At 73.0% G+C, this 25,944-nt stretch carries 20 protein-coding genes; 14 read left to right on the top strand and 6 right to left on the bottom strand.

Annotated elements, in window-relative coordinates; translation table 11 throughout:
* Positions 1–4 precede the first annotated feature (4 nt).
* The 6 genes from paaC to OG928_RS40175 all read left to right on the top strand — a co-directional run bounded on the left by paaC (position 5) and on the right by OG928_RS40175 (position 6,557).
* Positions 5–985 (top strand): 1,2-phenylacetyl-CoA epoxidase subunit PaaC, encoded by a 981-nt coding sequence (gene paaC / locus OG928_RS40150; protein ID WP_331766942.1) that lies wholly within the window; start codon positions 5–7, stop codon positions 983–985.
* On the top strand, positions 982–1,521 hold the full coding sequence (paaD, locus tag OG928_RS40155; protein ID WP_331766943.1) for a 1,2-phenylacetyl-CoA epoxidase subunit PaaD: 540 nt from the start codon (positions 982–984) through the stop codon (positions 1,519–1,521). The genes paaC and paaD overlap by 4 nt, the downstream gene beginning before the upstream one ends.
* A complete protein-coding gene (paaE, locus tag OG928_RS40160; RefSeq protein ID WP_331766944.1) occupies positions 1,521–2,669 on the top strand; it encodes a 1,2-phenylacetyl-CoA epoxidase subunit PaaE in 1,149 nt (382 codons plus the stop codon). Before paaD ends, paaE begins: the two co-directional genes overlap by 1 nt.
* 158 nt (positions 2,670–2,827) lie before the next feature.
* On the top strand, positions 2,828–4,156 hold the full coding sequence (locus OG928_RS40165; RefSeq protein WP_331766945.1) for a serine hydrolase domain-containing protein: 1,329 nt from the start codon (positions 2,828–2,830) through the stop codon (positions 4,154–4,156).
* Between the two features lie 25 nt (positions 4,157–4,181).
* Complete coding sequence (locus tag OG928_RS40170) at positions 4,182–5,090, top strand: serine hydrolase (RefSeq protein WP_331766946.1); 909 nt, start codon at positions 4,182–4,184, stop codon at positions 5,088–5,090.
* Between the two features lie 111 nt (positions 5,091–5,201).
* Entirely contained in the window at positions 5,202–6,557 is a 1,356-nt protein-coding gene (locus OG928_RS40175; protein ID WP_331766947.1) for a diaminopimelate decarboxylase, read from the top strand.
* A gap of 79 nt (positions 6,558–6,636) precedes the next feature.
* On the opposite strand, the gene OG928_RS40180 is transcribed toward OG928_RS40175, so the two are convergent.
* Positions 6,637–7,647: an NAD(P)-dependent alcohol dehydrogenase gene (locus OG928_RS40180; RefSeq protein ID WP_331766948.1), complete on the bottom strand. Its 1,011-nt coding sequence runs from the start codon at positions 7,645–7,647 to the stop codon at positions 6,637–6,639.
* 97 nt (positions 7,648–7,744) lie between these two features.
* A complete protein-coding gene (locus tag OG928_RS40185; RefSeq protein ID WP_331766949.1) occupies positions 7,745–8,185 on the bottom strand; it encodes a nuclear transport factor 2 family protein in 441 nt (146 codons plus the stop codon).
* A 121-nt stretch (positions 8,186–8,306) separates the two neighbouring features.
* On the opposite strand from OG928_RS40185, the gene OG928_RS40190 reads away from it, so the two are divergent.
* Complete coding sequence (locus OG928_RS40190; protein WP_331768280.1) at positions 8,307–9,095, top strand: helix-turn-helix transcriptional regulator; 789 nt, start codon at positions 8,307–8,309, stop codon at positions 9,093–9,095.
* A gap of 61 nt (positions 9,096–9,156) precedes the next feature.
* On the opposite strand, the gene OG928_RS40195 is transcribed toward OG928_RS40190, so the two are convergent.
* Positions 9,157–9,741, bottom strand: a complete 585-nt coding sequence (locus tag OG928_RS40195) for a hypothetical protein (RefSeq protein WP_331766950.1) — start codon at positions 9,739–9,741, stop codon at positions 9,157–9,159.
* A gap of 47 nt (positions 9,742–9,788) precedes the next feature.
* The gene (locus OG928_RS40200; protein ID WP_331766951.1) at positions 9,789–14,264 is read right to left on the bottom strand and encodes an FtsK/SpoIIIE domain-containing protein; all 4,476 of its coding nucleotides are present in this window, start codon (positions 14,262–14,264) and stop codon (positions 9,789–9,791) included.
* A 161-nt stretch (positions 14,265–14,425) separates the two neighbouring features.
* Between OG928_RS40200 and OG928_RS40205 the strand changes: the two genes are divergently transcribed.
* From OG928_RS40205 to OG928_RS40220, 4 genes are all read left to right on the top strand, one after another.
* Positions 14,426–14,728, top strand: coding sequence for a hypothetical protein (locus tag OG928_RS40205; protein ID WP_331766952.1), 303 nt, complete (start codon positions 14,426–14,428; stop codon positions 14,726–14,728).
* Positions 14,729–14,883: 155 nt separating this feature from the next.
* The gene (locus tag OG928_RS40210) at positions 14,884–15,492 is read left to right on the top strand and encodes a hypothetical protein (RefSeq protein ID WP_331766953.1); all 609 of its coding nucleotides are present in this window, start codon (positions 14,884–14,886) and stop codon (positions 15,490–15,492) included.
* A gap of 76 nt (positions 15,493–15,568) precedes the next feature.
* Complete coding sequence (locus tag OG928_RS40215) at positions 15,569–15,865, top strand: WXG100 family type VII secretion target (RefSeq protein WP_331766954.1); 297 nt, start codon at positions 15,569–15,571, stop codon at positions 15,863–15,865.
* A gap of 528 nt (positions 15,866–16,393) precedes the next feature.
* Positions 16,394–19,264, top strand: coding sequence for a hypothetical protein (locus OG928_RS40220; protein WP_331766955.1), 2,871 nt, complete (start codon positions 16,394–16,396; stop codon positions 19,262–19,264).
* Between the two features lie 210 nt (positions 19,265–19,474).
* On the opposite strand, the gene OG928_RS40225 is transcribed toward OG928_RS40220, so the two are convergent.
* A complete protein-coding gene (locus OG928_RS40225; protein WP_331766956.1) occupies positions 19,475–21,016 on the bottom strand; it encodes a protein kinase domain-containing protein in 1,542 nt (513 codons plus the stop codon).
* Between the two features lie 326 nt (positions 21,017–21,342).
* Between OG928_RS40225 and OG928_RS40230 the strand changes: the two genes are divergently transcribed.
* From OG928_RS40230 to OG928_RS40240, 3 genes are all read left to right on the top strand, one after another.
* On the top strand, positions 21,343–21,810 hold the full coding sequence (locus OG928_RS40230) for an Lrp/AsnC family transcriptional regulator (RefSeq protein ID WP_331766957.1): 468 nt from the start codon (positions 21,343–21,345) through the stop codon (positions 21,808–21,810).
* A 139-nt stretch (positions 21,811–21,949) separates the two neighbouring features.
* Positions 21,950–23,296, top strand: coding sequence for a pyridoxal phosphate-dependent decarboxylase family protein (locus OG928_RS40235; RefSeq protein WP_406292104.1), 1,347 nt, complete (start codon positions 21,950–21,952; stop codon positions 23,294–23,296).
* Between the two features lie 103 nt (positions 23,297–23,399).
* Positions 23,400–25,169: a SpoIIE family protein phosphatase gene (locus tag OG928_RS40240; protein ID WP_331766959.1), complete on the top strand. Its 1,770-nt coding sequence runs from the start codon at positions 23,400–23,402 to the stop codon at positions 25,167–25,169.
* 21 nt (positions 25,170–25,190) lie between these two features.
* Here OG928_RS40240 and OG928_RS40245 read toward each other — a convergent pair whose 3' ends face one another.
* Positions 25,191–25,901 (bottom strand): alpha/beta hydrolase, encoded by a 711-nt coding sequence (locus OG928_RS40245; protein ID WP_331766960.1) that lies wholly within the window; start codon positions 25,899–25,901, stop codon positions 25,191–25,193.
* Between the last annotated feature and the right edge of the window lie 43 nt (positions 25,902–25,944).

The following is a 25,944-nucleotide window of genomic DNA, read 5'->3' on the forward strand; positions in this document are numbered from 1 at the left end:
GGTCATGAACGACGACCACGTCTACCTGTCCCTGGCCGAGGGACACCCCGAGGGCGACGGCCAATGGGCCTTCGGCACCGGGTTCGAGGACCCCCTCCACGGCGCCGACACCACCGTGCCCGACGGGGTGGACGGCGCGGAACTTGCCCGCTGCTGCCTGGCGTTGGCCGACGATGCGCTGATCGCCGCGCAGCGACTGGCCCAATGGTGCACGCGCGCCCCCGAGCTGGAGGAGGAGGTCGCGCTGGCCAACATCGGCCTGGACCTGCTCGGCCAGGCCCGGCTGTTGTACGCCCGCGCCGGACAGGCCGACGGCACCGGGCGCGGCGAGGACGCGTACGCGTACTTCCGCGACGCCTCGGAGTTCCGCAACGTGCGGCTGGCCGAACTGCCCAACGGCGACTTCGCCTTCTCCATCGCCCGACTCCTGGTCTTCGCCGCCTGGCGGCTGGCACTGTTCGAGCGGTTGACCGAGGCGGCCGACCCGATGCTGGCGGCGATCGCAGCCAAGGGCGTGAAGGAACTCGCCTACCACCGGCTGTACGCCGCGGAGTGGGTGGTGCGGCTGGGCGACGGCACCGCGGAGTCGCACCGGCGGATGCGGGACGGTTTGGCCGAGGTGGCTCCCCACCTGGGCGAACTCCTGGCTGTCCGAGCGGACTTCGGCGTGGATCCCGGGTCGGTGCGAGACGAGGTGATCGCGGTGCTCGGCCAGGTCGTGGACGCGGCCGGACTGGAGCTCCCGAAGCCGGAACCCGAACCGGAAGCCGGGCCCGCAACCGAGTCCGAGCCCGGGCCCGCAACCGAGTCCGTACCCGGGCCCGCAACCGAGCCCGAGCCCCGTCCCGCGACCGAGTCCGGCCCCGCAACCGAGCCCGCATCGGGCACCGGCGGCGGCCGCGACGGGCACCACACCGAGCATCTGGCCGCGCTGCTGGCCGAGTTGCAGTGCGTGGCCCGGGCCGATCCGGCGGCGACCTGGTGACCGCGCCCCGCACCGACCTGCGCACCGACGCCCACCTCGACGGCGTCCGGGCCAGGCGGATCGCCGAGCAGGTGCCCGACCCGGAGCTGCCCATGCTCACCCTCGCCGACCTCGGTGTGCTGCGCGGCGTCGAGGTCGACGCCCACGGCACGGTGACTGCGACCCTCACGCCCACCTACTCGGGCTGCCCGGCGATCGCCGAGATGCGCGCCGACATGGCCCGCAGGCTGTACGCGGCGGGCTTCCCCGAGGTGCGGATCCGGACCCGCCTCGACCCGCCGTGGACCAGCGACCGGATCACCCCCGAAGGCCGGCGCGTGCTGGCCGAACACGGCATCGCCCCACCCGGACCGGCCCCGCGGGCGGCCGCCGGGCCGGTGCCGCTGGTCCTGTCCGCGACCCGGCCCGTCGTACCGTGCCCGCGGTGCGGATCCGCGGAGACCGAGGAGACCTCCCGCTTCGCCGGCACCGCCTGCAAGGCGCTGTGGCGCTGCCGCCGCTGCCGCGAGCCCTTCGAGTACCTCAAGGAGATCTGATGGCCCCGTCCGACGCCCCGACGGCCCCGCCCGGCACGCCGCCCCGGTCCGTGCCCGGGCCCGCCGCCGGGGCCGCCCGCGCCCGCCGCCGGCCGGCCTTCCACACCCTGCGCGTCGCCGCCGTCGAGCCGCTGTGCGCGGACGCCGCCGCCGTCGCCTTCGAGATCCCCGAGCGGCTCGCCGCCGAGTTCGCCTTCGCCCCCGGCCAGTCGCTGACCCTGCGCCGCGAGATCGAGGGCCGGGACGAACGGCGCTCGTACTCGATCTGCGCCCCCGTCGGCGCCCCGCCCAGGATCGGTGTGCGGGTGGTCCCGAACGGACTGTTCTCCTCCTGGCTGGTCAACGACCTGCGCCCCGGCGACACCGTGGAGGCGATGGGACCCACGGGCACCTTCACCCCGGACCTGACCGCGCCCGGCCACCACGTCCTGATCGCGGCCGGCTCCGGGATCACCCCGATGTTGTCGATCGCCGCGTCGGTGCTGGCCGCCGACCGGATATCGCGGGTGAGCCTGTTCTACGGCAACCGGCGCAGCGACACCGTGATGTTCGCCGACGACCTCGCCGACCTCAAGGACCTGTACCCGGACCGCCTTCGGCTGGCCCACGTGCTCTCCCGCGAGCCCCGCGAGGCCGAGCTGCTGTCGGGGCGCCTGGACGCCGAGCGGCTCGCCGCCCTCCTCGCCGCCCTGATCGAGCCGGCCGGCGCCGACCACTGGTGGTTGTGCGGCCCGCACGGCATGGTCCGCGACGCGCGAGGGGTCCTCTCCGATCTCGGCGTGCCGGCGGACCGGGTCCACCAGGAGCTGTTCCACGCCGACGATGACCCCGCCCGCACCGTCCACCACCGGGACACCGCCCCCGACGGCCCGGTCAGTCACGTCACCCTCACGCTCGACGGACGATCCACCCGGGCCGTCCTGTCCCGCGAGCGGTCCATCCTGGACGGTGCCCAGCGGGTCCGCGCCGACCTGCCCTTCGCCTGCAAGGGCGGGGTCTGCGGCACCTGCCGCGCCCTGGTGACCGACGGCGAGGCGGACATGCGCCGAAACTTCGCCCTGGAGCCGGCCGAGGTGGCCGAGGGCTACGTGCTGACCTGCCAGACCTACCCCGTCTCCGCGTCGCTCGCCGTCGACTACGACAGCTGAGGACGCCGCCGACCGCCGGCGACCCCGAGGTCGCCGCCACCGTCTTCGTACGTCCCGACAAGTCCCTCCCGAGGGCTTCGTCGCAACGGCCAAGAACCCCGCGACGACCCGGAAATAGTGTGCAGGGCATCCAGCCCCTTGCCCCGAAGGACGGTTCCATGAGCGCACGTGTGGATGTCGATCACTGGACGAGCCGTTTCGCGGCTCTCGCCACCGAGTTCGAGGTGCCCGGCGCCGGCCTCGCGTTCTGGCACGACGGACAGGTGTACGAGTTCGCCACCGGCGTGCTCAACCGGGCCACCGGAACCCCGGTGACCAAGGATTCGCTGTTCCAGATCGGGTCGATCACCAAGGTCTGGACCGCGACGCAGATCATGCTGCTGGTCGAGCAGGGCCGGCTCACCCTGGACACGCCCGTCGTCGACGTGCTGCCCGAGTTCCGGGTGCGGGACGAGAAGGCGACCGCGACGATCACCGTTCGGCACCTGCTCAGCCACACCTCGGGCGTGGACGGCGACCTGTTCCTGGACACCGGGCGCGGCGACGACTGCGTGGAGAAGTACGTCACCGCCTGCGCCGACCTGGAACAGATATTTCCGGTCGGGGAGAGCCACGCGTACTGCAATTCCGGCTTCGTCATCGCCGGACGCATCATCGAGCGGCTGACCGGGAAGGTCTGGGACCAGGCACTGCGCGAGCAGATCTGCGAACCGCTCGGCCTGACCCACACGTGGACGCTGCCCGAGGACGCCCTGCGGTTCGGCGCGGCCATGGGCCACCTCAATGGCGAGCCCGCCCCGATGTGGGGTCTGATGCGCTCCGTGGGACCCGCCGGGCTGATCTGCGCCCGGCCCGTCGACGTCGTCGCGTTCGCCCGAGCACACCTCACCCCCGGCGCCCTGCTCGCCGCGCCCGAGGTGATGCGCGAGCCGCAGGTGGACCTGCCCAATCCGCACACGATCGGCGCGCAGTGGGGCATCGGTTGGATGCTGAACGAGTGGGACGGGCATCTGATCGTCGGGCACGGTGGGAGCACCCTCGGCCAGGACGCGATGTTGTGGACGGTGCCCGACACCGGCACCGTCATCACGCTGCTGGCAAACGGCGGCAAGGTCCGCGAGTTCCAATTCGCCGTCATGAGCGAGCTGCTGCAGGCCCTTGTCGGGCTGACCATGCCGACTCCGCTGGGCCCGCCCGACCAGCCCGTGACGGTCGACATCGAGCGCCACGTCGGGGTGTACGAGCGCGAGGGCACCCGCATCACCGTCACCAAGGAGGACACAGGACTGCGCATGGTCTCCGAGTCGCTCGGCGAGTTCGCGTACCTGGACAAGCCTCGGGTGATCGATCTGACCCCCGTCGACGACAAGACCTTCGTCGGCCTGGCCGACGGCGCCGCCATTCACGACGTCGCCGTGTTCTACGAACTCCGGGACGGTACGAACTACGTGCACTACGGAGTTCGAGCCACCCCCAAGAAGCGCTGACCCGACGACGACCCGAGGGCACACCATGACCACAGCACCCGAACAGGCCGCCATCGGCGAACCGACGAGCACCCTCCGGGGCATCTTCGACGCCGCAGAGGTCGAGGGGTTCGTGCACGTACGCGACATCGACGGCGACGCCGAGTTCTCGTTCCAGGGCGAGGCCCCCGTCGTCCTGGCCTCGGTCTTCAAGATCCCGATCGTCCTGGAGTACGCCCGGCAGGCGGCGGCGGGCACGCTCGACCGGGCGGCGCGACACCTGATCACCGACGCGGACCGGGAGGGCGACGGCGTCGGCACCGACGGCTGCCGGGACGACGTCGAACTGAGCGCGCGCGACGTCGCCTTCATGATGATGTCGATGAGCGACAACGCGGCCACCGACGTCCTGCTCCGCCTCGTCGGTCACGACAACGTCCGCGCGACTTTGGACGCGTTGGACTGCCGGCGCACCCGGATCTCGAGTTGTCGCGAGCTCCTCGGGCAGGTGTGGTCCGAACTCGGCATCGACGTGGCGGGCGATCTCCAGGCCCAGCTCGCGAAGGTCACGCCCGAGCGGCTCCGGGCGCTGTCGCACCGGGATCCGGAGCGCACCGCTTCGAGCACCCCGCGCGAGATCACCAAACTGCTCGCCGCGATCTGGCGGGACGAGGCCGGCTCCGCCGAGGCGTGCGCCGAGGTGCGCGAGATCATGGGCCGGCAGATCTGGCCGCACCGGCTTTCGTCGGGGTTCGAGGACGGCATCAAGGTGGCGGGCAAGACCGGCACCCTGTGGGGCGTCCGCAACGAGGCCGGCGTCGTCGAGTACCCCGACGGCAAGCGCTACGCCGTGGGCGTGTTCCTGCGCTCGGACTCGATGGCGAACCGGCTTCCGAAGGCCGACGCCTCGATCGGGCTCGCGGCGCGCGCGGCGATCGAGCACCTGCGCGCCTGATTTCGATTCGGGGGAACGGCCAAGGTCCCCCGAACCGGGCCCGATCGCCGGGAGGATGTGAGCGTGGCCGGATCCGGTCGTGGACGGTTGACGGAACGAGGTGTGGTGCGGGTGAACTCCGGTGTGGCCAGGCGGCGGCGGACGGCGCGGGACGCGGCGCTTGCGGGGGCGGTGAGCGAGGGTCTGCTCGGCGGTCCGGACACACCGCTGATCGGTCTCCTGGACGTGGACGGTGTCCTGGCCTCGGTCGCCGATCTGCGTGCGGCGTTCGACTCGGGCGGGGTCGCGGTACAGCACACGTTCGCGGCCAAGGCGTGTGCGCTGGTTCCGGTGATGCGGTTGCTGGCCGAGGCCGGCATGGACTGCGAGGTGGCCTCCCGCGCCGAACTCGAACTGGCGCTCACGGCCGGGTTCAGCCCGGAACGGCTCGTGTTCGACAGTCCGGCCAAGACCGTCGAGGAGCTGGGGTTCGCGCTCGCGTACGGCATCGCCGTCAACGTGGACAACTTCGAGGAACTCGCCCGCGTCGAGGCGCTGTTGGCCGGGAGGCCGGCCGTGGGCCCGATCGGGATCCGGGTGAACCCGCAGGTGGGCGGCGGGTCGGTGGACGCGACGAGCACGGCCACCGCGACCTCGAAGTTCGGCGTGGCGCTACGGGACGAGGGCGCGACCGAGGCCCTCGTCGAGGCGTTCGCGCGTTCTCCGTGGCTCGATCGGGTGCACGCGCACGTGGGTTCGCTCGGCTGCCCGCTGCCGCTGATCGCCGCGGGCATCGCCGCGGCGTACGAACTGGCCGAGCACGTCAACATGGTGCTCGGGCGCCGGCAGGTCACCAGCCTCGACATCGGCGGTGGCCTGCCGGTGAGCTTCGTCGACGACGAGGACGGGCCGACGTTCGCGGACTACGTCGCCGAGTTGCGTACGGCCGTACCCGGCCTGTTCGACGGCCGCTACGCGCTGGTCACCGAGTTCGGCCGGGCGCTGTTCGCCAAGAGCGGCACCGTGGCCTCCGTGGTCGAGTACACCAAGACCACCGGCGGTCGACGGATCGCCGTCACCCACGCGGGCGCCCAGATCCTCAATCGCGCGATGTCGATGCCCGACGCGTGGCCGCTGCGGGTGGGCACCTTCGACGCCAAGGGCCGGCCCAAGGACGGCCCGACCGAGCCCCACGACCTGGCGGGCCCGCTGTGCTACGCCGGTGACCTGACCGCCGTGAACCGCGAACTCCCCGTCCTGGTGCCCGGGGACATCGTCGCCCTGTACGACACGGGTGCGTACTCCCTCTCCACCCACTTCTCGTACAACTCGCTGCCGCGCCCGCCGATCCACGGCTACCGCACCGACCCGACCGGCAAGGTGACGTTCGCGCCGATCCGGACCGCGCAGACCATCCGTGAGGTGGTCGCCGACAGCGGCGCGGAGCACGCCGACGCGCTGACCGGCCTGCTGCCGGCCGCGGACTGACCGGGACTTGCGCGTCGCACGACTTCGCGGCCCTGATGTCGGCGGACGTCAGGGCCGCGAGGTCACGTCCCGTCGGCGGTCAGGGGTGGGCGATGATCACGCTGCCGAAGGGGCCGGCGGTCTCGCGGTAGCGGAAGGCCGCATGGGCCTCCGCGAACGGGAACACACGGTCGATGGACGGGTGGACGTCGTGCGCCGCCACGGCGGCGTTCATTGCGGCGAACTGGGCCCGGCTGCCCACCGCGATGGGACGGATGCGGGCGGCCGAGGCGAACAGGGTCGCCTCCGACAGGGGGGTCGCGGTCTCGCGGCCGAGCCAGTTGCCGACGAAGGCGACCTCGCCCTCGATCGCGGTGGCCCGCACGGATTGATCGAGCGAGCCGGCGACGTGCACGACGTGGTCCACGCCGCGGCCACCGGTGTGCGCGCGAACGGCCTCGTGCCAGGCCGGGGTCTCGGCGTAGTCGATCACCTCGTCGGCGCCGAGTTCGCGCAGCCGCCGGGCCCGGTCGGCGGAAGACGTGGTGGCCAGCACGCGGGCGCCGGAGAGCTTGGCGAAACGCACCGCGAACAGGGACACGTCACCCGTGCCCAGCGTCAGCACGGTCTCGCCGGCGCGCAACGGGCGGCCGCCGGTCAGCGCGTTCCACGCGGTGAGCGCGGTCAGCGGGAGCGTGGCGGCCTCCTCGTACGAGAGGTGGTCGGGGATCGGGACGAGCCCCTGTTCGCCGAACAGGCCCAGCTCGGTCAGCGTTCCGTCGAGCGAACTGCCCAACTGGGCCGCGTACTCCCACGCGAACGGCCCGTCGATCCAGTGCGGGAACACGCTCGCGGCGACCCGGTCGCCCGGGGCCACCCGGTCGACCCCGGCGCCGACCGCGACCACCTCGCCGGCCCCGGCGCAGCCCGGTATGACGTCCGGGCGGATGGGCAGCGGGTAGTCGCCCGTGAGGACCAGCAGTTCGCGATAGCTCAGCGCGCTCGCCCGCATCCGGACGAGCACCTGTCCCGGACCCGGCTCGGGGTCCTTGTGCTCGCGAATCGTCAGGCCCGCGAGACCCGTTCCCGGGGTGAGGTGGTAGCTCTTCATCGTCTTCCTCGGTTCAGGGATGGGGGGATGAGGGGGATGGAGGTGAGGATGGAGGTGGGGATGGGGGTGGGGAAGGAGGTGCGGCGGGGGCGGCGGGTTACGGGGTCTTCGTGTAGCCGAAGGCCTCGACGATCCGGCCGTCGCGCACCAGCATCAGGTTGACCCCGCTCACGGAATTCGCGTCCATGTCGCCGAAGACCGCGTTGACGTCGTCGCCGCCGAAGCGGACCCGCCACCGGATCACCGCGCGATCGCCGGCGACCATCACCTCCTCCGGCGTGAACTGCGTGTTCCGGTCCAGCGCCAGCGCCTCCCAGAACTCGACGCAGGCCGCGCGCCCCACGTAGCGGGTGCCGTTCGGGGCGGGCTGCACGGAATCCATCACGCAGTCCTCGCCCACCAGGTCGGCGAGCCCGCTCGGATCGTGCTCGATGAACGCGGTGTTGAAGCGGCGCATCACGTCGGCGGTCACGCTCGCGTCGGCGGTGGTGGACGCCTCGAATACGGGGTAATCGACGGAAACCTGGGAGTTCGACATGAATTCATTCCCTCTGCTCGAAGTCAGGGCATGATCATGCGGCGACCTCCGGACACCCGGCAATACCTCACGAGGTATGGCGCGGGGGCGCGCCGCCGGTTAGAACTGCCCCGTGACCACGATGATCGAATCGACCGTATTCGCCGATGAACTGCGCCGATGGCGCACCGCCCGCCGGGTGAGCCAGCTCGAACTCGCCGACCGGGCCGGCACGACGCAGCGCCACGTCAGCTACATCGAGCGCGGCAGATCGCGCCCGGGGCGGTCGATGGTGGTTCGGCTCGCAGAGTCCCTCGGGCTGTCGTTGCGCGAACGCAACGCGCTCCTGCACACCGCCGGCTACACGCCGCTGTTCACCGAATCGGGCCTGGACGAGGCCCTGCTGCGCCCGGTCCGCGACGCGCTCACCGGAATCCTCGACGGCCACATGCCGATTCCGGCACTCGTGCTGCGACCGTACGGCAGGGTGGTCGCCGCCAACGACGCCGTGTCGGTGCTGACCGAGGGAGCCGATCCGGACCTGCTCGAAGGCCCGGTCAACATGCTCCGGCTGATGCTGCACCCGCGCGGGATGGGACGCCGGGTGCACAACCTCGGCGACTGGGGCCGCCACGTGCTGGCGAACATGCGGGCCCAGGCACTGCGCAGCCCCGATCCGCGACTGGACGCGTTCATCGCCGAACTCGCGGGCTACGTACCGGATTCGGTGCCGGGACCCGACTACCTCGGGTTCGCGGTGCCGCTCCGACTCGACAGCCGCGACGGCGAGTTGCGGCTGCTCACGACGCTGACCTCGTTCGCGACGGCCACCGACATCACGCTCGCGGAACTGCACCTGGAGGCGTTCCTGCCCGCCGACGAGGCGACCGCGGAGATCCTGCGGGTGCGCGAGGAGCGCCGACGGGGTTGATCGGTGGTTGCCGGCCGCGCCGCAGGGCGGGCGCGGACCCCCGTACCGCGCCCGCCCCGGCTCACGCGGCCACGGCCCCTTCGGCGCGCAGCTCCGCCGCGATCTCGACGCAGCGCCTGGTCTGCTGCCGCGCGAGGTCGAGCGACAGCAGCGTGGGATCACCGGTGCCGCCCGGCAGCGCGGCCGCGAGAGTGGCCACGGAACGCTGCGGCCCGCTCCCGAGCCCCTCGGCCGGGCGCGGGTACACGATCGCGAAGCTGCGCAGCAACCCACCGTGCGCGCTGCCCGGTTCGGGCATGGTGACGAAGACGCCCAGGACCTGCCGGTCGGGCTCCCGCTCCCACCCCTGGCGCGGTTCCCGCGGAGCGGACCCGGACAGCCGGCGGAGCAGCCCGACCACGTCGCCGTCCCGGGCCGGCGCGCCGAGCAGCACCACGTCGGCCCAGGCGAGATCCCCCGCCGACGCGAGCGGATCGGCCTTCCGGTCTCCCGGCGGCTCGCCCGGCGCGGGGGCCGGCGCCACGCCCGGAAGCCGGCGGAGCCGGACGTCGGCGCCGGTGTTCCAGGCCACCGCCGTCACCGCGTCGGCCAACGCGCGCACGCACTCGGCGGTGTCGTGGTAGATCACCGCGACCTTGATGGTCATGTCGTCTCCTTCGCTGTTCCCGGCCGTCTTCCGCCGCGCGCGCCCCACTACGGCACCGACACCGGTACCTGAACCGCCGTCAGATCTCCGCCCCCCAAATGCAGTACGCCCCGCCCCGCCTGCACCGGCTGCCCCACCAGCGCCCGCGGCAGCCGGGCGCCGAACAACTCGCCGTCGACCAGGTTCTGCGGCGACAGCAGCAGCCCCCGCTTGGCCTTCTTCGCCTCGACCTGCCAGCCCGAAAAGCCCGCGCACACGCCGTCCGCGTCGCCGCCCACCACCAGGCCCAGGTCGGGCCGCAGCGACCGGCGCACCAGCAGCAGCAGATCGGCCGCCGCGTCGCACTCGCGCAGCAGCTCGGCGTCGTCGGCGATCACCACGCCGGGGCCGGTCAGCTTGTCCAGCACGGTGCGGAAGTCCTCCGCCCCGACCTGCGCCGACGCGAACACCTCGACCACGCCCGGCGTGCCCGCCAAGTCGCGCAGCGGCGACTCGCGCGGCGCGAGGATCACCAGCTCGGTGCCCGCGTCCAGGTACGAGCGGGCCAGCGCGAGCAGCGCGGTGCTGCGCCCGGACCGGGCCGGACCCGCGACGACGAACGCCGGCGTACCGCTCGCCAGGTCGGGGCCGAGCGCGGCGAGCTGATCGCCGCCGACGCCCACCATCGCCCACAGCGGCCCGCGCCCCGGCTCGCGCAGCTCCCAGGCCGTCGCGAAGTCGATCGCCGTCGGCAGCACGTCGACCCGGAAGGCCCGCCGCGCCCGCGGCACGTCCGCGTCGCGTTCGGCGGCCACCCGGCCGATCTCGCGCAGCTCGCCCGCCTGGCCCTGCCCCGTGGGGTCCGGACCGAGCAGCGCGACCTGAGTCTCCACCACGCCCGGCCCGTACGCCCGTCCCGGCGGCATCGTCTCCGGGGCCTTGCGCGGGCTGAGGCCGATCAGCGAGTAGTCCGCGCGGTCCGCCAGCCGGAACGTGAGCCGGTTCTCGGTCAGCGACGAGATCCGGCCGGTGAGCAGGGTGCGGTCGCCGGAGACGATCAGGTGCACGCCGACACTGGCGCCCTCGCGGATCATCTGTAGCACCGTGTCCGCGATCTCGCCGTTGTTGACCGCGCCGAGGGTGGCGGTGAAGCCCTCCCAACGGTCCAGGAACAGCACCAGGTGCGGCAGCCGCTCGTCCGCGGGCACGGCGGCGCGCTGCTCGCCGATGTCGGTGTGCCCGTGCTCGCCGAGCAACGCCATCCGGCGCCGGATCTCGTCGGTGAACTTCCCCACCAGTCGGATCGCCCGCTCGGTGTCGGTCGAGCGCACCACCGCGCCGCAGTGCGGGAGTTCGGTCAACGCGAGCAGTGCGCCGTTGCCGCAGTCGAGGCCGTACAGGTGCACGTCCGCGGCCGAGTTGTGCCGGGCCAGCGACCCGGCGATCGTGCGCAGCAGTTGCGAGCGGCCGGTGCGTGGCGCCCCGGCGGCCAGCAGGTGCCCGAAGGTCGCCAGGTCGATCGAGCGGATCCGTCGGCGCTGTTCGTGCGGGAGGTCCTCGATCGCGTAGGGGGCGGGGCACAGCTGCTCGATCCTGGGCGACTCGCCCGCCTCGGCCTCCAGTTCGGCCAGGGTGAGCGAGTCGGCGAGGGCCGGCGCCCACGGGCTGTGCTGCGCGGGGATGCCCAGGTGGTCGTTGGCCGCGCGGATCGCGTCCACGAGCACGCCCAGGTCGGTGACCAGGTCGTCGCTCTCGCGCGTGGTGCTCGCGGCGCGCGGCGCGGGTCGGCCCAGGTCGGCCCAGCCGATCCGGACCGCGTGCGGCGCCGGGATCGCGCCCACCGCCTGGGCGCCGGTGCTCTCGGTCGGATTGCGCCGGCCGCCCACCCGCGCGGACTGGAAGGGCAACAGCGAGGCCGCGCCCAGGCGTACGTACGCCCGGCCCGGCGTGGACTTGGAGATCCGCCCCGCGTCGGGGGCGTCGATCACGTCGGCGCTCTCCGCGGAGTCGGTGACCCGCAGCGCGATCCGCAGGTTGGTGTTCGCCCGGATCTCGGGCGAGACCGCGCCGCTGGGGCGCTGGGTGGCGAGCAGCATGTGGATGCCGAGCGAGCGCCCGCGCCGGGCGATGTTGACCAGCGTGGTGACCGCCTCGCCCATCTGGCTCGCCATCTCGGCGAACTCGTCGATCACGATCAACAGCCGGGGCAGCGGCGCGAGCGAGGGGTCGCTCCGCATCGCCACGACGTAGTCCTCCAGGTCCTTGGTGCCCGCGTCGGCCAGGATGTGTTCGCGGCGCTTGAGTTCGGCCGCGAGCGAGTCCAACGCCCGTTCCACCAGCCTGGCCTCGAGGTCGGTGACCATGCCGACGGTGTGCGGCAGGTGCACGCAGTCCTTGAACGCGGCGCCGCCCTTGAAGTCGACCAGGGCGAAGGTCATCGCGTCGGGGCGGTTGGCCACCGCGAGCGAGGCCACGATGGTCTGCAACAGCTCCGACTTGCCCGACCCGGTGGTGCCCGCGACCAGGCCGTGCGGGCCGTCCCGGACCAGGTCGACCGCGAACGCGCCGTCGAACGCCTCGCCGAGCACGACCTGCGTCGAGCGCCCGCCGAGCGCCCACCGGGCCGCGATCACGTCGGCGGTGGGCGGTTCGAGGTCGAGCACGTCGAGCAGTCGGCTGCTGTCGGGGACCATCGCGTCGTCCTCCTCGCGGGTGTCCCGCAGCGGCGCCAGCGCGCGGGCGAGGTCCTCGCACCAGTCGGGGCGAACCCCGTCCGGGCGCACGTCCTCGACCGGCTCGGCGCCGGTGCGCGATACCCGGAGCAGGCCCCGCGCGTCCTCCTCGACGACCGCGCCGCACTCCTGGGGAAGGGTCCTGCGGTCGGTGTCCAGGCACACCGCGTACACGCCCACGGCCGGGCCCGAGCGCAGGAGTTGGGTGACCCCGGGCAGCGCGCGCAGGCGCCGCGAGCCGTCGAAGACGACCACGACGGCCGGGCCGGCCGGCTCCGCGTCGCTCGACACGGTGTTCCGCTCGGCGTCCTGACGGGCCGTCATGAGGGCGAGCAGCTCGGCGATCCGGCGGCCGATCGCGTCCGCGTCCGCGCCGACGAAGGCGACCGCCTGACCGGGCTCGGGCGGCGCGGCGTGCGGCAGCCAGCGCACCCAATCCCAGTCGGCGGCGCCGGATTGGTCGGTCAGGACGCAGATCGTCACGTCTCCCGGGGGGTGCAGCGTCGCGGCCTGCGCGACCAGCCACCGCCCGAGCGCGCGGGTGCCGCGACCGCGCCCGGCGACGCCGAGCACCCCGCACTCGGCCAGCGGTACGCACACCGGCACATCGGCCAGCAACGTGCGTTCCTCGCGCCGGTGTTCCTCGCGGCGGGGATCGATCAACTCGACGTCGGTGGGCAGCGCGCCCGTACCGACCCGCAGCGACAGGTGGTCCTCGTCCGCGCGCCGGCGCTCCCACAGCCGCTGCCGCGGCCCGGTCGCGATCAGGCCGAGCGCGGCCGGGTCGGGCGCCATCCGCCGCCGGTGCAGCGTCTCGACCCGCATCGCGTACGTGGCCTGCGCCTCGATCGACTCCTTGCGGAGCTTGTACGCGGCCAGTCGGCGGCGGAACGAATTGCGGCCGTGCCGACGGTTGGTGACGTACATCGCGATCATCGCCAGCGGGCTGAGCGCGGCCAGGTAGAGCATCCGGGTGTTGTGCGTCATGTACGTCATCGCCACCGCGCCGACGATCGGCGTGAGCGCCATCATCCAGGGCAGCGGCTGCGGATCCCCCTGCTCGGGCCGGGTGGGGATCTGGAAACGGCGCTTGCGCGGCGGCGGTCGCAGCCGCGGCGGGCGGTTGAAGTCCAGCCCGCCGCCTCCCGCCGTCGGGCGCAGGGCGGTGTCGGCGAAGCCGGGCACGACTCGCTCGAACGTGCTGTGGCCGCAGGCCAGCACCGCGGCCGGCGGCCACGGCCGCCACTCCCGGTCGAGCGCCTCGCCGTCCAGCGTGCCGCCCGCGCCGCCCGTGCCGTCCGCACCCTCGCCATCGGCCCCACTGCCCGCACCGCCCGCACCCGGCTCGGCCGCGCGCACGGTGACCGCGCCGTCGAGCGCGACGTCCACCTCGGCCGCCGCGTCCGGCACGGCCGGGTCCGCGACCCGGACCCACGCGTCGGCTCCCGAGCCGAGCATCGCGACCCCGGGCCCGAGGCGGTGCACCCCGCCCGCGTCGGGGCCGCCGGTCACATGGATCTCGGCCGTGCCCTGCGCCCGCGCCGGCGCGCAGCCGGCCGGCGAACCCAGACCGACGACGACGCCGTCGCGTACGGGGGAGGACTCCACCGCGAGGTCCGCCGCGACCCGGTGGCCGGCGATGTACAGGTCCGCCGGCGCCCCCTCGCCCCGGCCGAGCACACGGTCGAGTTCGCGCCCGAGATCGGCGATCGAGGACGTGCCGTCGACGTCGACGAGCAGGTCGGCGCGGACCGTTCCGGAGGCATCGGGAACGTCCGGATCCGTCGCAGCCACGGTGAGTCGAATTTCCACGAACCGACCGTCCTCTTTCCCTACGCCCGCCCGATTTATCCGAATGCAATATCGCGGGACACCCACACCGTAGCGAGAAAGAACGGTCGACGTCTGCCCCGATCGTCTCCTATCGTCGAAGTGCGACTTTGTCCCGACCGATAACCGAAAGGATGCCGATCATGGCAAACCAACTGATTGTCGATCTGCCGGAACTCGAGATATTCGGCCGCCGACTCGCGGCCGTGCGGCAGGGTCTGCTGGACGCGCCGAAGCGGGTCGACCAGTCGGTCGCCGACGTCGGATCCGGCGAACTCCGGTCTGCACTAGAGTACTTCGAGGACAACTGGAAGGACGGCCGGCATCGCATGGACCAGACCCTGGACGCCCTCGTGCAGATGGCCGAACGGATAGTCACCGGCCTCCAGGACACCGACCAAAAACTCCGGGACGCCATCGACAAGAGCAAACAGAAGAGTGTTTGACGATTGTTCACCTGACGGATTCCTTTTCTTCGCCGAGGTCGCCGAATATTACGATGAGCCGACCTAGGGGGGACATGGTGACTACCCGGGCAAAATCCGGACGAGGTATTCACGGGGTACCTCGACCGCGCCCAAGGCCCGAAATCGCGCCGGGTATGTCGCTGAGTGTCCCGGCATCCTGGTACGAGTTCGATCTGCATCCCGCGACCCGCGACGACAACATCCGCCGGGCCGTCGCCGCCCGGGTGCGCGAGCTCCCGGAGCTCGCCGAGCGCCGGGGCGACCTGGTGCGCGCGCTGCGGACGATGGCCGGCCAGGCGTGGGACGCGGGCGCGATCTACTGCGGCTGCCTGGCCGAGGAGATCGAGGGCATCCAGGTCAGCGCGACGATGACGATGGCCGCCGCGTCGCTGCGCGGGCCCGACGGGGAGCTGTCCGACGGGGATCCGCGCGCGATCGCCGCGCAACTCAAACCCAAACGGCAGGAACACCCCCAGGACACCTGGCAGTCGGTGCGCACAGTGGAGATCACCGACGTCGGCACCGTCGCGCGCAGCGAGGGCGTCACGGCCCTGGCAGCGTCGTCCGGCCGGTCCGTGCGACTGGTCTCGATGCAGACGTTCGTCCCGATCCCGGGGATCACCGACCGGGTCGCGGTGATCAGCGGCAGCAGCCCGACCGTCGAATTGGCCGACCCCATGCTCGAACTCTTCGACGCCATCACGTCCACGTTCCGCTTCGACGGCGTGGGCACCCGCGCCTGACATCCATCCGCAGCACACCGCGACACCCATGCCTCGGGGACCACCCCGGGGCCCGTACGGGGAGAGGAACCACCCGATGGCGAACGTCAATGTCACCTACGAGCAGATGCGCTCGGCCGGCACCCGACTCGTGGGCGGCCAGCAGGAGATCCTCGAAAAGCTCACCGGCCTCCAGAGCCTGATCCAGAGCCTGGTCGCCGAGGGCTACGTGACCGACCGCTCCAGCAAGCAGTTCGAGACCTCGTACACCGAGTTCAACCACGGCGTCACCCAGACCCTCGAGGGCCTCAAGGGCATGTCGGACTACCTGAACAAGGCCGCCCAAACCTTCGAACAGGCCGACCAGTCCCTGGGCGCAGGCCTCCACGGCTGACTCCCCAAACGCCGGACGGGCCGGCCAACCCCAGCGAGTCGGCCGCTCGCCGCCGCTGACCGAAGACCAGGCCAATCCAGCCCGTCCGGCGCTTGAGGCCAAGCCCAGCACTTCAGCGCTGCCATCCAAAGGCCAAGCAATTCCAGCCCGTCCGGCGTTTGAGGACAGCCGACCGCAGGTCGCCAAGCCCAGCCAGTCGGCGTCTCGGCGCCGCCACCCAAAGGCCAAGCAATTCCAGCCCGTCCGGCGTTTGAGGACAGCCGACCGCAGGTCGCCAAGCCCAGCCAGTCGGCGTCTCGGCGCCGCCGCCCAAAGGCCAAGCGGATCCAGCCCGTCCGGCGTTTGAGGACAGCCGACCGCAGGTCGCCAAGCCCAGCCAGTCGGCGTCTCGGCGCCGCCGCCCAAAGGCCAAGCGGATCCAGCCCGTCCGGCGTTTGAGGACAGCCGACCGCAGGTCGACCAACCCGGCAAGCGCAAGCGGAAGCGCAAGCGCAAGCGCAGACGTACACACCGTATGGGGGAAAGAACATGGGGCGTCCCATCGACTGGAGCGGCATCGACCGCACCACCGATCCCGTCCCTGGCGATGTGGCCGCCGTAACCGCGCTCGCCGCGCACTTCAAGCTGCTCGCCGACCGCGCCGAGACCGCCGAGCGCCAAGTGGCCTCGCTGCGCGACGGGATCATCTCGAAGACCTGGAAGGGCGACAGCGTCGAGGTCTACGCCCAGCGCTTCGACAAGGTGCCGGAGGACCTCCGCAAGATCGCCGAATCGCACCACACCGCCGCCGCCGCGCTCACCGCCTACGCCGCCGAACTGGACAAGGCCCAGCAGCAGGCCGGCACCGCGCTCACCAACGGCGGCACCGCCAAGTCCGCGCAGGCGACACACCGCACCGAAGTCAAGAACGCGGGCGCCGCCGTCACCACCGCCAAGTCCCACGTGCAGACCCTGCAACAGCAGGCCGCCGCCGGCACGACGGTCCCGCCCCAGGACATGAAGGCCGCCACCGACGCGGTGCAGAGCGCCGACACCCGCCAGAGCACCGCGCAGACGGCGCTCAACCAGGCCGACAACCAGTTCAAGGCCGCCCAAACACTCCTGACCCAGGCCGAGGGCATCCGCGACACCGCCGCCAAGACGGCGTCGAAACAACTGCACGACGCCTCGCATCAGGGCATCCGCAACCTCAGTTGGTGGGCCAAGCTCAACGACTGGTTCCACGACAAGGTCGTGCCGTGGCTACAGATCGCCACCGCCGTCCTCGGCATCCTCGCGCTGATCCTCGGCGGCCCGCTGGTGTGGATCGTGCTCGCGATCGGCGCGGTGATCCTGCTGAACACGATCGTCGAGATGACCAGAGGCCGAGCCGGGTGGGGCGATCTGTTCATGGCGGTGCTCGACGTGCTGCCCGGCATGAAGGGGATCACCGCGGCCATCGACGGCATCAAGGTCGCCACCCGCGCGGTCGGACTCGCCAAGGCCGCCCGCGGCCTGGAGCGGATGGCCGCCGGGATGCGCGGGATCAACTTCGGCGGCCGGTTCGGCACCGCGCTCAAGGCCGCGTACAAGGGCGAGAAGGGCTGGAAGGCCAAGTACAGCCTGCAGTTCGCGTCCAACTTCGGCAGCAAGTACGCCACCACGCTCGCGGCCGACAAGCTCAACGGGAAGCCGGTCGATCTGTTCAGCATCAAGAACGCGATCAACGCGACCGTGGGCGGGCTGATCAGCGTCGGCGGCAAGGGCTTCGGCGAGGCGCTGACCAACCGCCTCAAGACCGGCACCTGGCGCGGTCGCGACGTCGGCGCCGCACCGCCGCGCACCACGCCCCGATCGACCCGCGCGGGCGAGCGCGACGCCGCCCGGGCCGACGGGCATCGGACCGCCGCCGACGACATCCGCACGCGGCGCGCCGACAACGAGGCCGAGGCCACCCGGCAGCGCGCCGCCGCCGACACCTCGCGCACCGCCGCCGACGCACACACCCGGGACGCGGAGACGCACACCAGGACCGCCGAGGGACACCAGGCGAAGGCCGACGGCCACCAGGAGACCGCGCGCAGGCACGGCGAGGAGGCCGAGCGGCGGCAGCAGGCCGCCGACGACCACGGCACCAGGGCCGGCGAGCACCGCGACGCGGAGACCGGACACCGCAGCGACGCGGCCGGGCACGACAAGGACGCGGCGCGGCACGGCACCGACGCGAAAGAGCACCAGGACGCGGCGACCGGACACCGCAACGACGCCGACACCCACGACCGGCGGGCCGACGACCTCAAGTCGCGGGCCGACGACCACGATCGCGCGGCGGCCGGCCACCGCACCGAGGCGGACAACCACGCCCGCGACGCGGCCAGGCACGAGGAGCGGGCCCGCACGGACCCCGACAACGCCGCCGAACACCGCGCCAAGGCCGCCGAATCGAGCCGGCACGCGCAGGAGCAGGACCGGCACGCGAGCACCGAGCAGACCAGGGCCGACGACCTGCGCACCCAGTCCAGGACCGCGAGCGACGACGCGCAGACCTCGCGCGAGCACGCGCAACGGTCCGACGACGCGGCCGCGAAGTCGCAGGCCGACCGAGACGCGTCGACCCGGCACGCCGACGACTCCCGTACGGCCGCCGACGACGCCAAGACCGCTGCCAAGTCCGAGCAGGACAAGGCGGATACGGCCAAGCGGGAAGCCGCCGACGAGACCCGCAAGGCGGATGACGCCAAGCGGGAGGCCGACAACAGCGGGCGCCAGGCCGACCGGGCCCGGGACGACGCGCAGACCGGCCGGGACAACGCCGCCACCGCGCGCAAGGAGGCCGACGACGCCGACCGGGCCGCGGCCAGGGCCCAGGACCGGGCGGACAGCCCGAGCGAACAGGTCCGCGAGGCCCGACACGACGCCCGCGCCGAGGAGCGGAACCACCTGGCCAACGGCCGCGACGCCGACGGCCGGCCGCGCTACGACGGCGGGCACCGGGTCACCAACCGGGTGGCGGACACGCTCAGCACCCGACGCTCGTTCATCGGCACCGGGATCAACAGCATGGTCTCCAGCGCCGGTGGCAAGGCCGCCGAACTCGCCTACCTCCAGGAGATCGAGCACAAGAACGTCAAGTGGACCGACGTCGCGGTCAGCGCCGGCACCGGATTCGCCGGCGGCGGCATGCAGCACACCACCGAGCGGCTGCACCAACAGCCGTTCCGGACCTGGGGGTCGGCGCCGCTCAACGGCCGACCGCACGGCCTGCCCGACGGCACGCGCTTCGACCTCGCGCACGTCCGACCCAAGCCCGAGTGGCAACTGGAACGCGCGATCGAGATCGGCACCAAGCGGGTGGCCAAGGCCGTCCCCGGCATGGAGGCCACCTACGACCAGTGGGTGAACACGCCCAGCCAGTACTGACGACGCGGGCCCGGCGGAGCACACTCCCGCCGGGCCCGCGCCGGCGCGGCCTTCGAACTCCCGCCGGACCGGCCGCGGCCTCCGGTGCCCTGCCTCGGCGCGCCGACGAAGCAGCCGCATGGTGGTTCCATGCGGCTTTCGCGGCGGTACGGCGAGGCATGGCACCCGAGGCCGCGGACCCGCGGGGTTCGACGACGCGTGCCGGGTACGTCAACTCCGGGACGTGCCGCGCGGCGTCGCCGACGCGCTCGCCCTCCCCGCCAGGCAGACCGCGGGTGCCGGTGCGAGGCCGAGCGAGCCGTCGTCGGTGCGGACCAGGGACGCGACCGTGAAGCACGCGTCGGTGCCCACCCTCGCGGTGGCGAACACGACGTTGGCGGTGCCGGCGGGGGTCTGCCGGCGGTCGAGTTGGGCGCCCGAGGCGTCCACCGCGAGCACCAGATAGCCGACGATCCGGGTCGCGTCCCGCGGCGGCTGCCACGCGACCTGCACACTGTCCCCGAACGCCGCCGTGCCGACGTCGCCGACCACGAACGACTGCGCCGCGGACGCGGACAACAACCGCGCGGGGGCCGAGTTGACCGGCGCCGGCGCGGTGGGCCCCGGCTTCGCGGCGGGCTTGTCGTCCTTGCCGCGCACCTGCGTCAACGCGAACGCGCCGCCGACGAACAACACGGTCGCCGACGCGGCGATCGCCAGCATCCACCGGCGCCGCCGCCGGGCCCGGTCCGCGCCGGCGTCGTCGTCCTCGTCGTCGGCGTACGGGACCTCCGCCGGCTCGGGCCCGAGCGGGCCGACCGGGTCCGGCTCGGGATCCGGCTCGGGCAGCCGCGAGCGCGCGCCGGCCGGTACCAGCGCGCGCAGGACGCCCTGCAACTCGGCCATCGACGGGCGATCCTCCGGGTGCGCGGCGAGCCCGCGCAGCAGCACCGCGACCAGGGCCGGCGGCACGTCCGGGCGCCGGAGCGCCGGCACCTCGCCGGCGAGCATCGCGAGGTACAGCGCCGCCGCACCCCGTTCGGCGGCGGCGGCGTGCGGGGGCGCGCCCGTGAGCAGCGCGTACAACGTCGCGGCCAGCCCGTACACGTCGCACGCCGGCCCCGGCGTCTCCCACCCGGCCGACTCGCGCGGCGCGTACCGCAGATCCGCGGCGGGCGCCGCCTCCGGCGCGGCCCGGCGCAGCGCGTGCACCAGGCCGAGGTCGGCGAGCAGCACCTCGCCGTCGGGGCCCGCCACCAGCGAGTCCGGGTGCACGCCCAGGTGCAGCACCCCGCGCCGATGCGCGGCGGTCAGCGCGAGCGCGAGCCGTACCCCCACCACCAGCACGTCCTCGACCGGGAGCCCGCCCGCGAGGCCCGCGACCCGCGGCACCTCGCCCGGATGGTGCCGGCGGGCGAGGTAGGGCGCGTCGTCGGCGGTGAACCCGACGTCGACCACCTCGGCCGCGCACGCGTGCCGCGCGGCGGTCGCGGCGGCGAGCAACTCGGTGTGCAGCGTGAGCCGGCTCCGCGGGTCCACCGGGCGCACCCGCAGGACGGTCAGCACGACCTCGGCGTCGTCCCCGTCCCGACAGCGCACCGTCGTACCCCACGGCTCGTCCCGGAGCACGCGCGCCTTCGTGTATCCGGCGGGCAGCGGCGGCAGCGTGTCGGCCGCGACCGGCCCGGCCGCCGCGACCGGCCCGCCCGGCCCCACCGGCCCCATCGGCTCGACCGACTCGATCCGTGCCGGGTCGTTTCTCGTGTCGTTCATCCTCACCGCACCCCCGTCCCGGCGGGTGTACGCGCGACGCGACGGCGGGCCCCCGGGTCCGGCCTCGATTAACGCCCACGGGAGCGTCCGCGAAGTGAACTCCGGGACAACACGCGGCACCGACCGGCGCAGCATTCGCCGGCAGCTCCTCCGGCCCCGGCGCGGACGCGCACAAATCGGGTATCGGCCGCACTGTGGGCTACCGTCACTGTGCCCCGACCCGGCGTCGGGGCCGCCCAGCCGACCCGCCACGCCCGACCCGTACTCGCCCCGCACCCGCCAAGTACCCGCCCCGTATCCGATCCGTACCCCAGGAGACCCGACCGATGGCGTTGGACCAGCTCGACAGCCGGATCATCGCCGCGCTCATCGACGACGCGCGCGCGACCTACGCAGAGATCGGCACCCGCGTCGGGCTGTCCGCGTCGGCGGTCAAGCGCCGGGTGGACCGGCTGCTCGCCACCGGCGTGATCACCGGCTTCTCCGCGTCGGTCGAACCGGCCGCGCTCGGCTGGACGACCGAGGCGTTCGTCGAGCTGTACTGCGTCGGCCGGACCTCGCCGACCGAGATCGGCCGCGCGCTCGCGAAGTTCCCCGAGGTGGTGTCGGCCAGCACGGTAACCGGCGACGCGGACGCGGTGATCCACCTGCTCGCGGCCGACGTGCAGCACTTCGAGCGGGTCCTGGAACGGATCAACGCGGAGGCGTTCGTGGTCCGCTCGAAGAGCTCTGTCGTGCTTTCTCGCCTGGTCAGGCGCAACGGAACGAGTTGGCAGGGCATCGAGACGCAATAGATCGGCGGAGACGCGCAAGATCACCCCCTTGGCCGGTCGCACACCCGTACGTAGGGTTTGAATTGCCGGTGTGGACCATCCCGGCGCCCTCATTTATCTCCGTGAGAACGCCGAGAGAACGTCGAGCCCCGCCATGCGTATGCACCAGTACGACCCTGCCCTCGCCGACCTCGTCTTCGACTACATGCGCGACCGGCTGGCGCTCGACCCCGTCCCGCTGGACCACCCCGGGCGCAAGGACAAGCTCGACCGCGCGCTCGACGGACTGATCGGGCCGGGGGGCAACGACGCGGGCGACGTGCTGTCGATCTACGCGGACCAGCTCGCGCCGGCCGTGATCTCCTGCGACAGCCCGCGCTTCCTGTCCTTCATCCCGGCCGCGCCGACCAAGGCCGCGCTGCTGTTCGACATGGTCGTCTCGTGCGCGTCGCTACAGGGCATCTCGTGGCTGGAGGCGGCCGGCGCGGTCGCGGCCGAGAACCAGGTGCTGCGGCTGATCGCCGACCTGGCCGGGCTGCCGGAGAGCGCCGGCGGCTGCTTCGTCAGCGGCGGCTCGGCGGGCAACCTGTCCGCGCTCGTGGTCGCCCGCGACATGGGCCGCCGGCGCACCGGGGCCACCGCCCGCGACCGCCTGCGGATCGCGGTCAGCGACCAGGCGCACTCCTCGATCGGCAACACGCTGCGGATCATCGGCGTGGACGCGCTCGTCGTGAAGACCGCCGACCACCGACTCACCGGGGAGGCGCTGCGGGCCGCGCTCGCCGCCGACCCCGACGCGGACGTCGTGGGCGTGGTCGCGACGGCTGGCACCACCAACGCGGGCATCATCGACGACCTGGCCGGCATCGGCGCGGTGGCCCGCGAACGCGACCTGTGGTTCCACGTGGACGGCGCGTACGGCGGCGCCGGCCTGCTCGCGCCGAGCGTGCGCGCCAAGTACGACGGCATCGAACTCGCCGACTCCTTCGTGGTCGACCCGCACAAGTGGCTGTTCGCCCCGTTCGACTGCGCCGCGCTGGTGTACCGCAACCCGGGCCTGGCCCGCGGCGTGCACACCCAGGACGCGTCCTACCTCGACGTGCTGCACACCGACGCGCCCGAGGAGTGGAACCCGACCGACTACGCGTACCACCTCACCCGGCGCGCCCGCGGCCTGCCGCTGTGGTTCTCGCTCGCGGTACACGGCACCGACGCCTACACCGAGGCCATCGAGACCGCGCTGACCCTGGCCCGGGAGACCGCCGCGCTGATCCGCGCGACACCGCACCTGGAACTGATCCGCGACCCGGAGCTGTCCGCCGTGCTGTTCCGGCGCGCCGGCTGGACCGCCGCCGACTACCTGGAGTGGTCGCAGCGGCTGCTCGCCGGCCAGGTCGGCTTCGTCACGCCGACCGGTTGGGAGGGCGAGACCGTCGCGCGCTTCGCGTTCCTGCACCCGGGTACGACGATGGCGATGGTCGAGGAGATCCTCGCGACGATGATCTGAGGCGTACCGCTCGCGCTCACGAGCCGGCTTGTCCAGACTGGAAGTCGGCGCGTGGCCTCCGACCCACGCCCCGGACGGGGCTTCGGACCGGAGAGGACAGGGCGTGGCGCTGGACGAGGACACGGGCTGCCCGGGGGCGGTGCCGGAGGTGGACCCCTTGGCCTGCGCGGTGGCGCACCTGATCGGGACGGACGACGGCGGGTGGGACGGCGGGGCGTACGCGGTCCTGCGGGGCCTGCTGGCCGGCACCCCGGCCGCGGTCGGGGTGATGAGCCCCAGCCTTCGCTACCTGTACGTCAACCCGGCCCTGGCCCGGATGAACGGGGTCCCGGCCGCTGATCACCTGGGCCGCACGATCGCGGAGGTGCTGCCCGATCTGGAGGCCAAGGAGGACGTGCTGTGGGCGGTACTGCGCGACGGCGTCCCCCGCGAGACCACGTCCAGCGGGCAGACCCGGGCCGGCCCGCCCGGTCGTCGCTGGTGGCACGGGGCGTACCACCGCCTGGAGCACGGCGGCGAGGTCGTGGGACTCGTGGGGGTGCTGCTCGAGGTCTCCGCGTCCTGGCGGACCCAGCTGGAGTTGGACGAGGCGCGGCGCAGGCTGGCGCTGCTCGACACCGCCGCGGTCCGGGTCGGCACCACGCTGGACCTGGTCGAGACCTGCGACGAGCTGGCCGACCTGTTCGTGACCGAGATCGCCGACGTGGCCGCGGTGGACGTCTTCGCGGTGGAGGGCGCGTCCGGGACCCCGCACGTGCCGGAGGGGACGATCCGGATGTGGCGCGCCGCGCTGGCCGCACGATCCGGGATGGAACCCCAGGCGTCGGTGCTGCGGCGGCCCGGCGAGAACGTCGACTACCGGCAGGGGTCGGCGGTGCCGCGCGCGCTGGAGGAGCGCAGTCCGGTGGTGCTCAACCGGCTCTCCGACCGGGATCTGAACAAACAGGTGTCGCACCCGGACCGGGTCGCCGCGTTCCGCGCGGTCGGCCTGCACTCCGCGGTGGCGCTGCCGCTGCTCGCCCGGGGAAGCGCGATCGGGATGGTGACCCTCGCCCGGACCGGGAACTCGCCGGCCTTCTCGCCGGAGGACGTCGTACTGGCCCGGGACCTGGCCGGGCGCGGGGCCATCAGCGTGGACAACGCGCGCCGCTACGCGCACGAGCACGACATCGCCCTCGCACTCCAGCACGCGTTGTTGGCCACGCCCGACGTGCCGCACCCGGACATCGAACTGGCCTCGCGGTACCGCCCGGCCGGCAGCAGTGTCGAGGTGGGCGGCGACTGGTACGACGCGGTGGCGCTGAGCGGTGGGCGGACCCTGCTCGCGGTCGGCGACGTGATGGGACACGGGGTCGAGGCGGCCGTGGAGATGAGCCAGTTCCGGGCGTTGCTGCGGGTCCAGGCCCGGGCGAACCTGGAACCGCACGAGATCCTGGCCGCGGTGGACCGGACCGGCGCCGATGCCGGGATCGAGCGGGTGGCCACGTGTCTGCTGGTCCTGGTCGACCCGGCGGCCGGCACCAGCACCTTCGCCAGCGCCGGACACCTGCCGCCGCTCTTGGTCGGCCCGGGGGACGCGGCCGAGCTCGTGGCGGTCCCGGTCGGGCCGCCGCTGGGAACGGGGTTCGGCGGATACACCTCCGTGCGCCAGGCGAGCGAGCCCGAGCGGGTGCTGGTGATGTACACCGACGGCCTGGTCGAACGCCGGGGCGAGGACATCGGCGAATCGCTCCAGCGGCTGCTGCGCGTCGGGCTGACCGCCGAGACCCCGTTGGTGCGGCTCGTCGACCGCCTGATCGCGGGCATGATCATCGACAAGCCGGAGGACGACATCGCCGTCCTGGCCGCCCGACAGCGGCCGCCGACCGGCTGAACCGACCCGGCCGCCGCGGTGTCAGCGACCCTCCCGGACCTCGGCCTCGACGCGGTACGCCTCCAGGCGGTCGGCCAACTCGCGCGGCCGACTGAGCGCGACCAGATGGCCGCCGGGCATCTCGTCGGGGAGGAAGCCGAGCCGCTCCTGGGCCACCCGGCGCTGGAACGCGACCGGGAAGAACCGGTCCTCGCGTGCCACCAGCACCCGGGTCGGCACGTCCGGCCAGGCCGGCAGCCACCACGGCGTGTCGAACACGGTGCCGGACTGGCCGCGTTGATGGCTCCACCCGTCCTCCACGACGACCTGCGGCACATCGTGCAGGAAGTACACGAGCGGATCGAAGCCGGCGTCCACGGCCCGGCCGTCACGCTCGTCGTTCTCCCGCATCGCCGCGTCCTGCCCGGTGTTGCCCCACCACTGCCCCGCGGTCTCGCCGGGCTTGGGGATCATCGCGTTCAACAGCACGAGCACCGACACCGGCAGCCGCGCACACGCGAGCGAGGCGCTGAACCCCCCGAGCGACTGCCCGACCAGCACGACCCGCTCCCGCCCGGCCGCCGCCGCGACGATCAGGTCGACGTACTCCGCGAGCCCGTAGCCCTCGTCCTCACCGGGCAGGTCGACCGCGACCACATCCCGCCCACGGATTCGCAGTTCGGCCTCGACCAGGTGCCAATACCAGGCAGCCCCACCGGCCCCGGGCACAAGCACATATGCGGCATCAGTCATACCGAAGACCCTACGGTCGCCCTCCGTCATCCCCCCGAAGGGA

It is taken from the genome of Embleya sp. NBC_00896, from assembly GCF_045207785.1.
Taxonomy (GTDB): Bacteria; Actinomycetota; Actinomycetes; order Streptomycetales; family Streptomycetaceae; genus Embleya.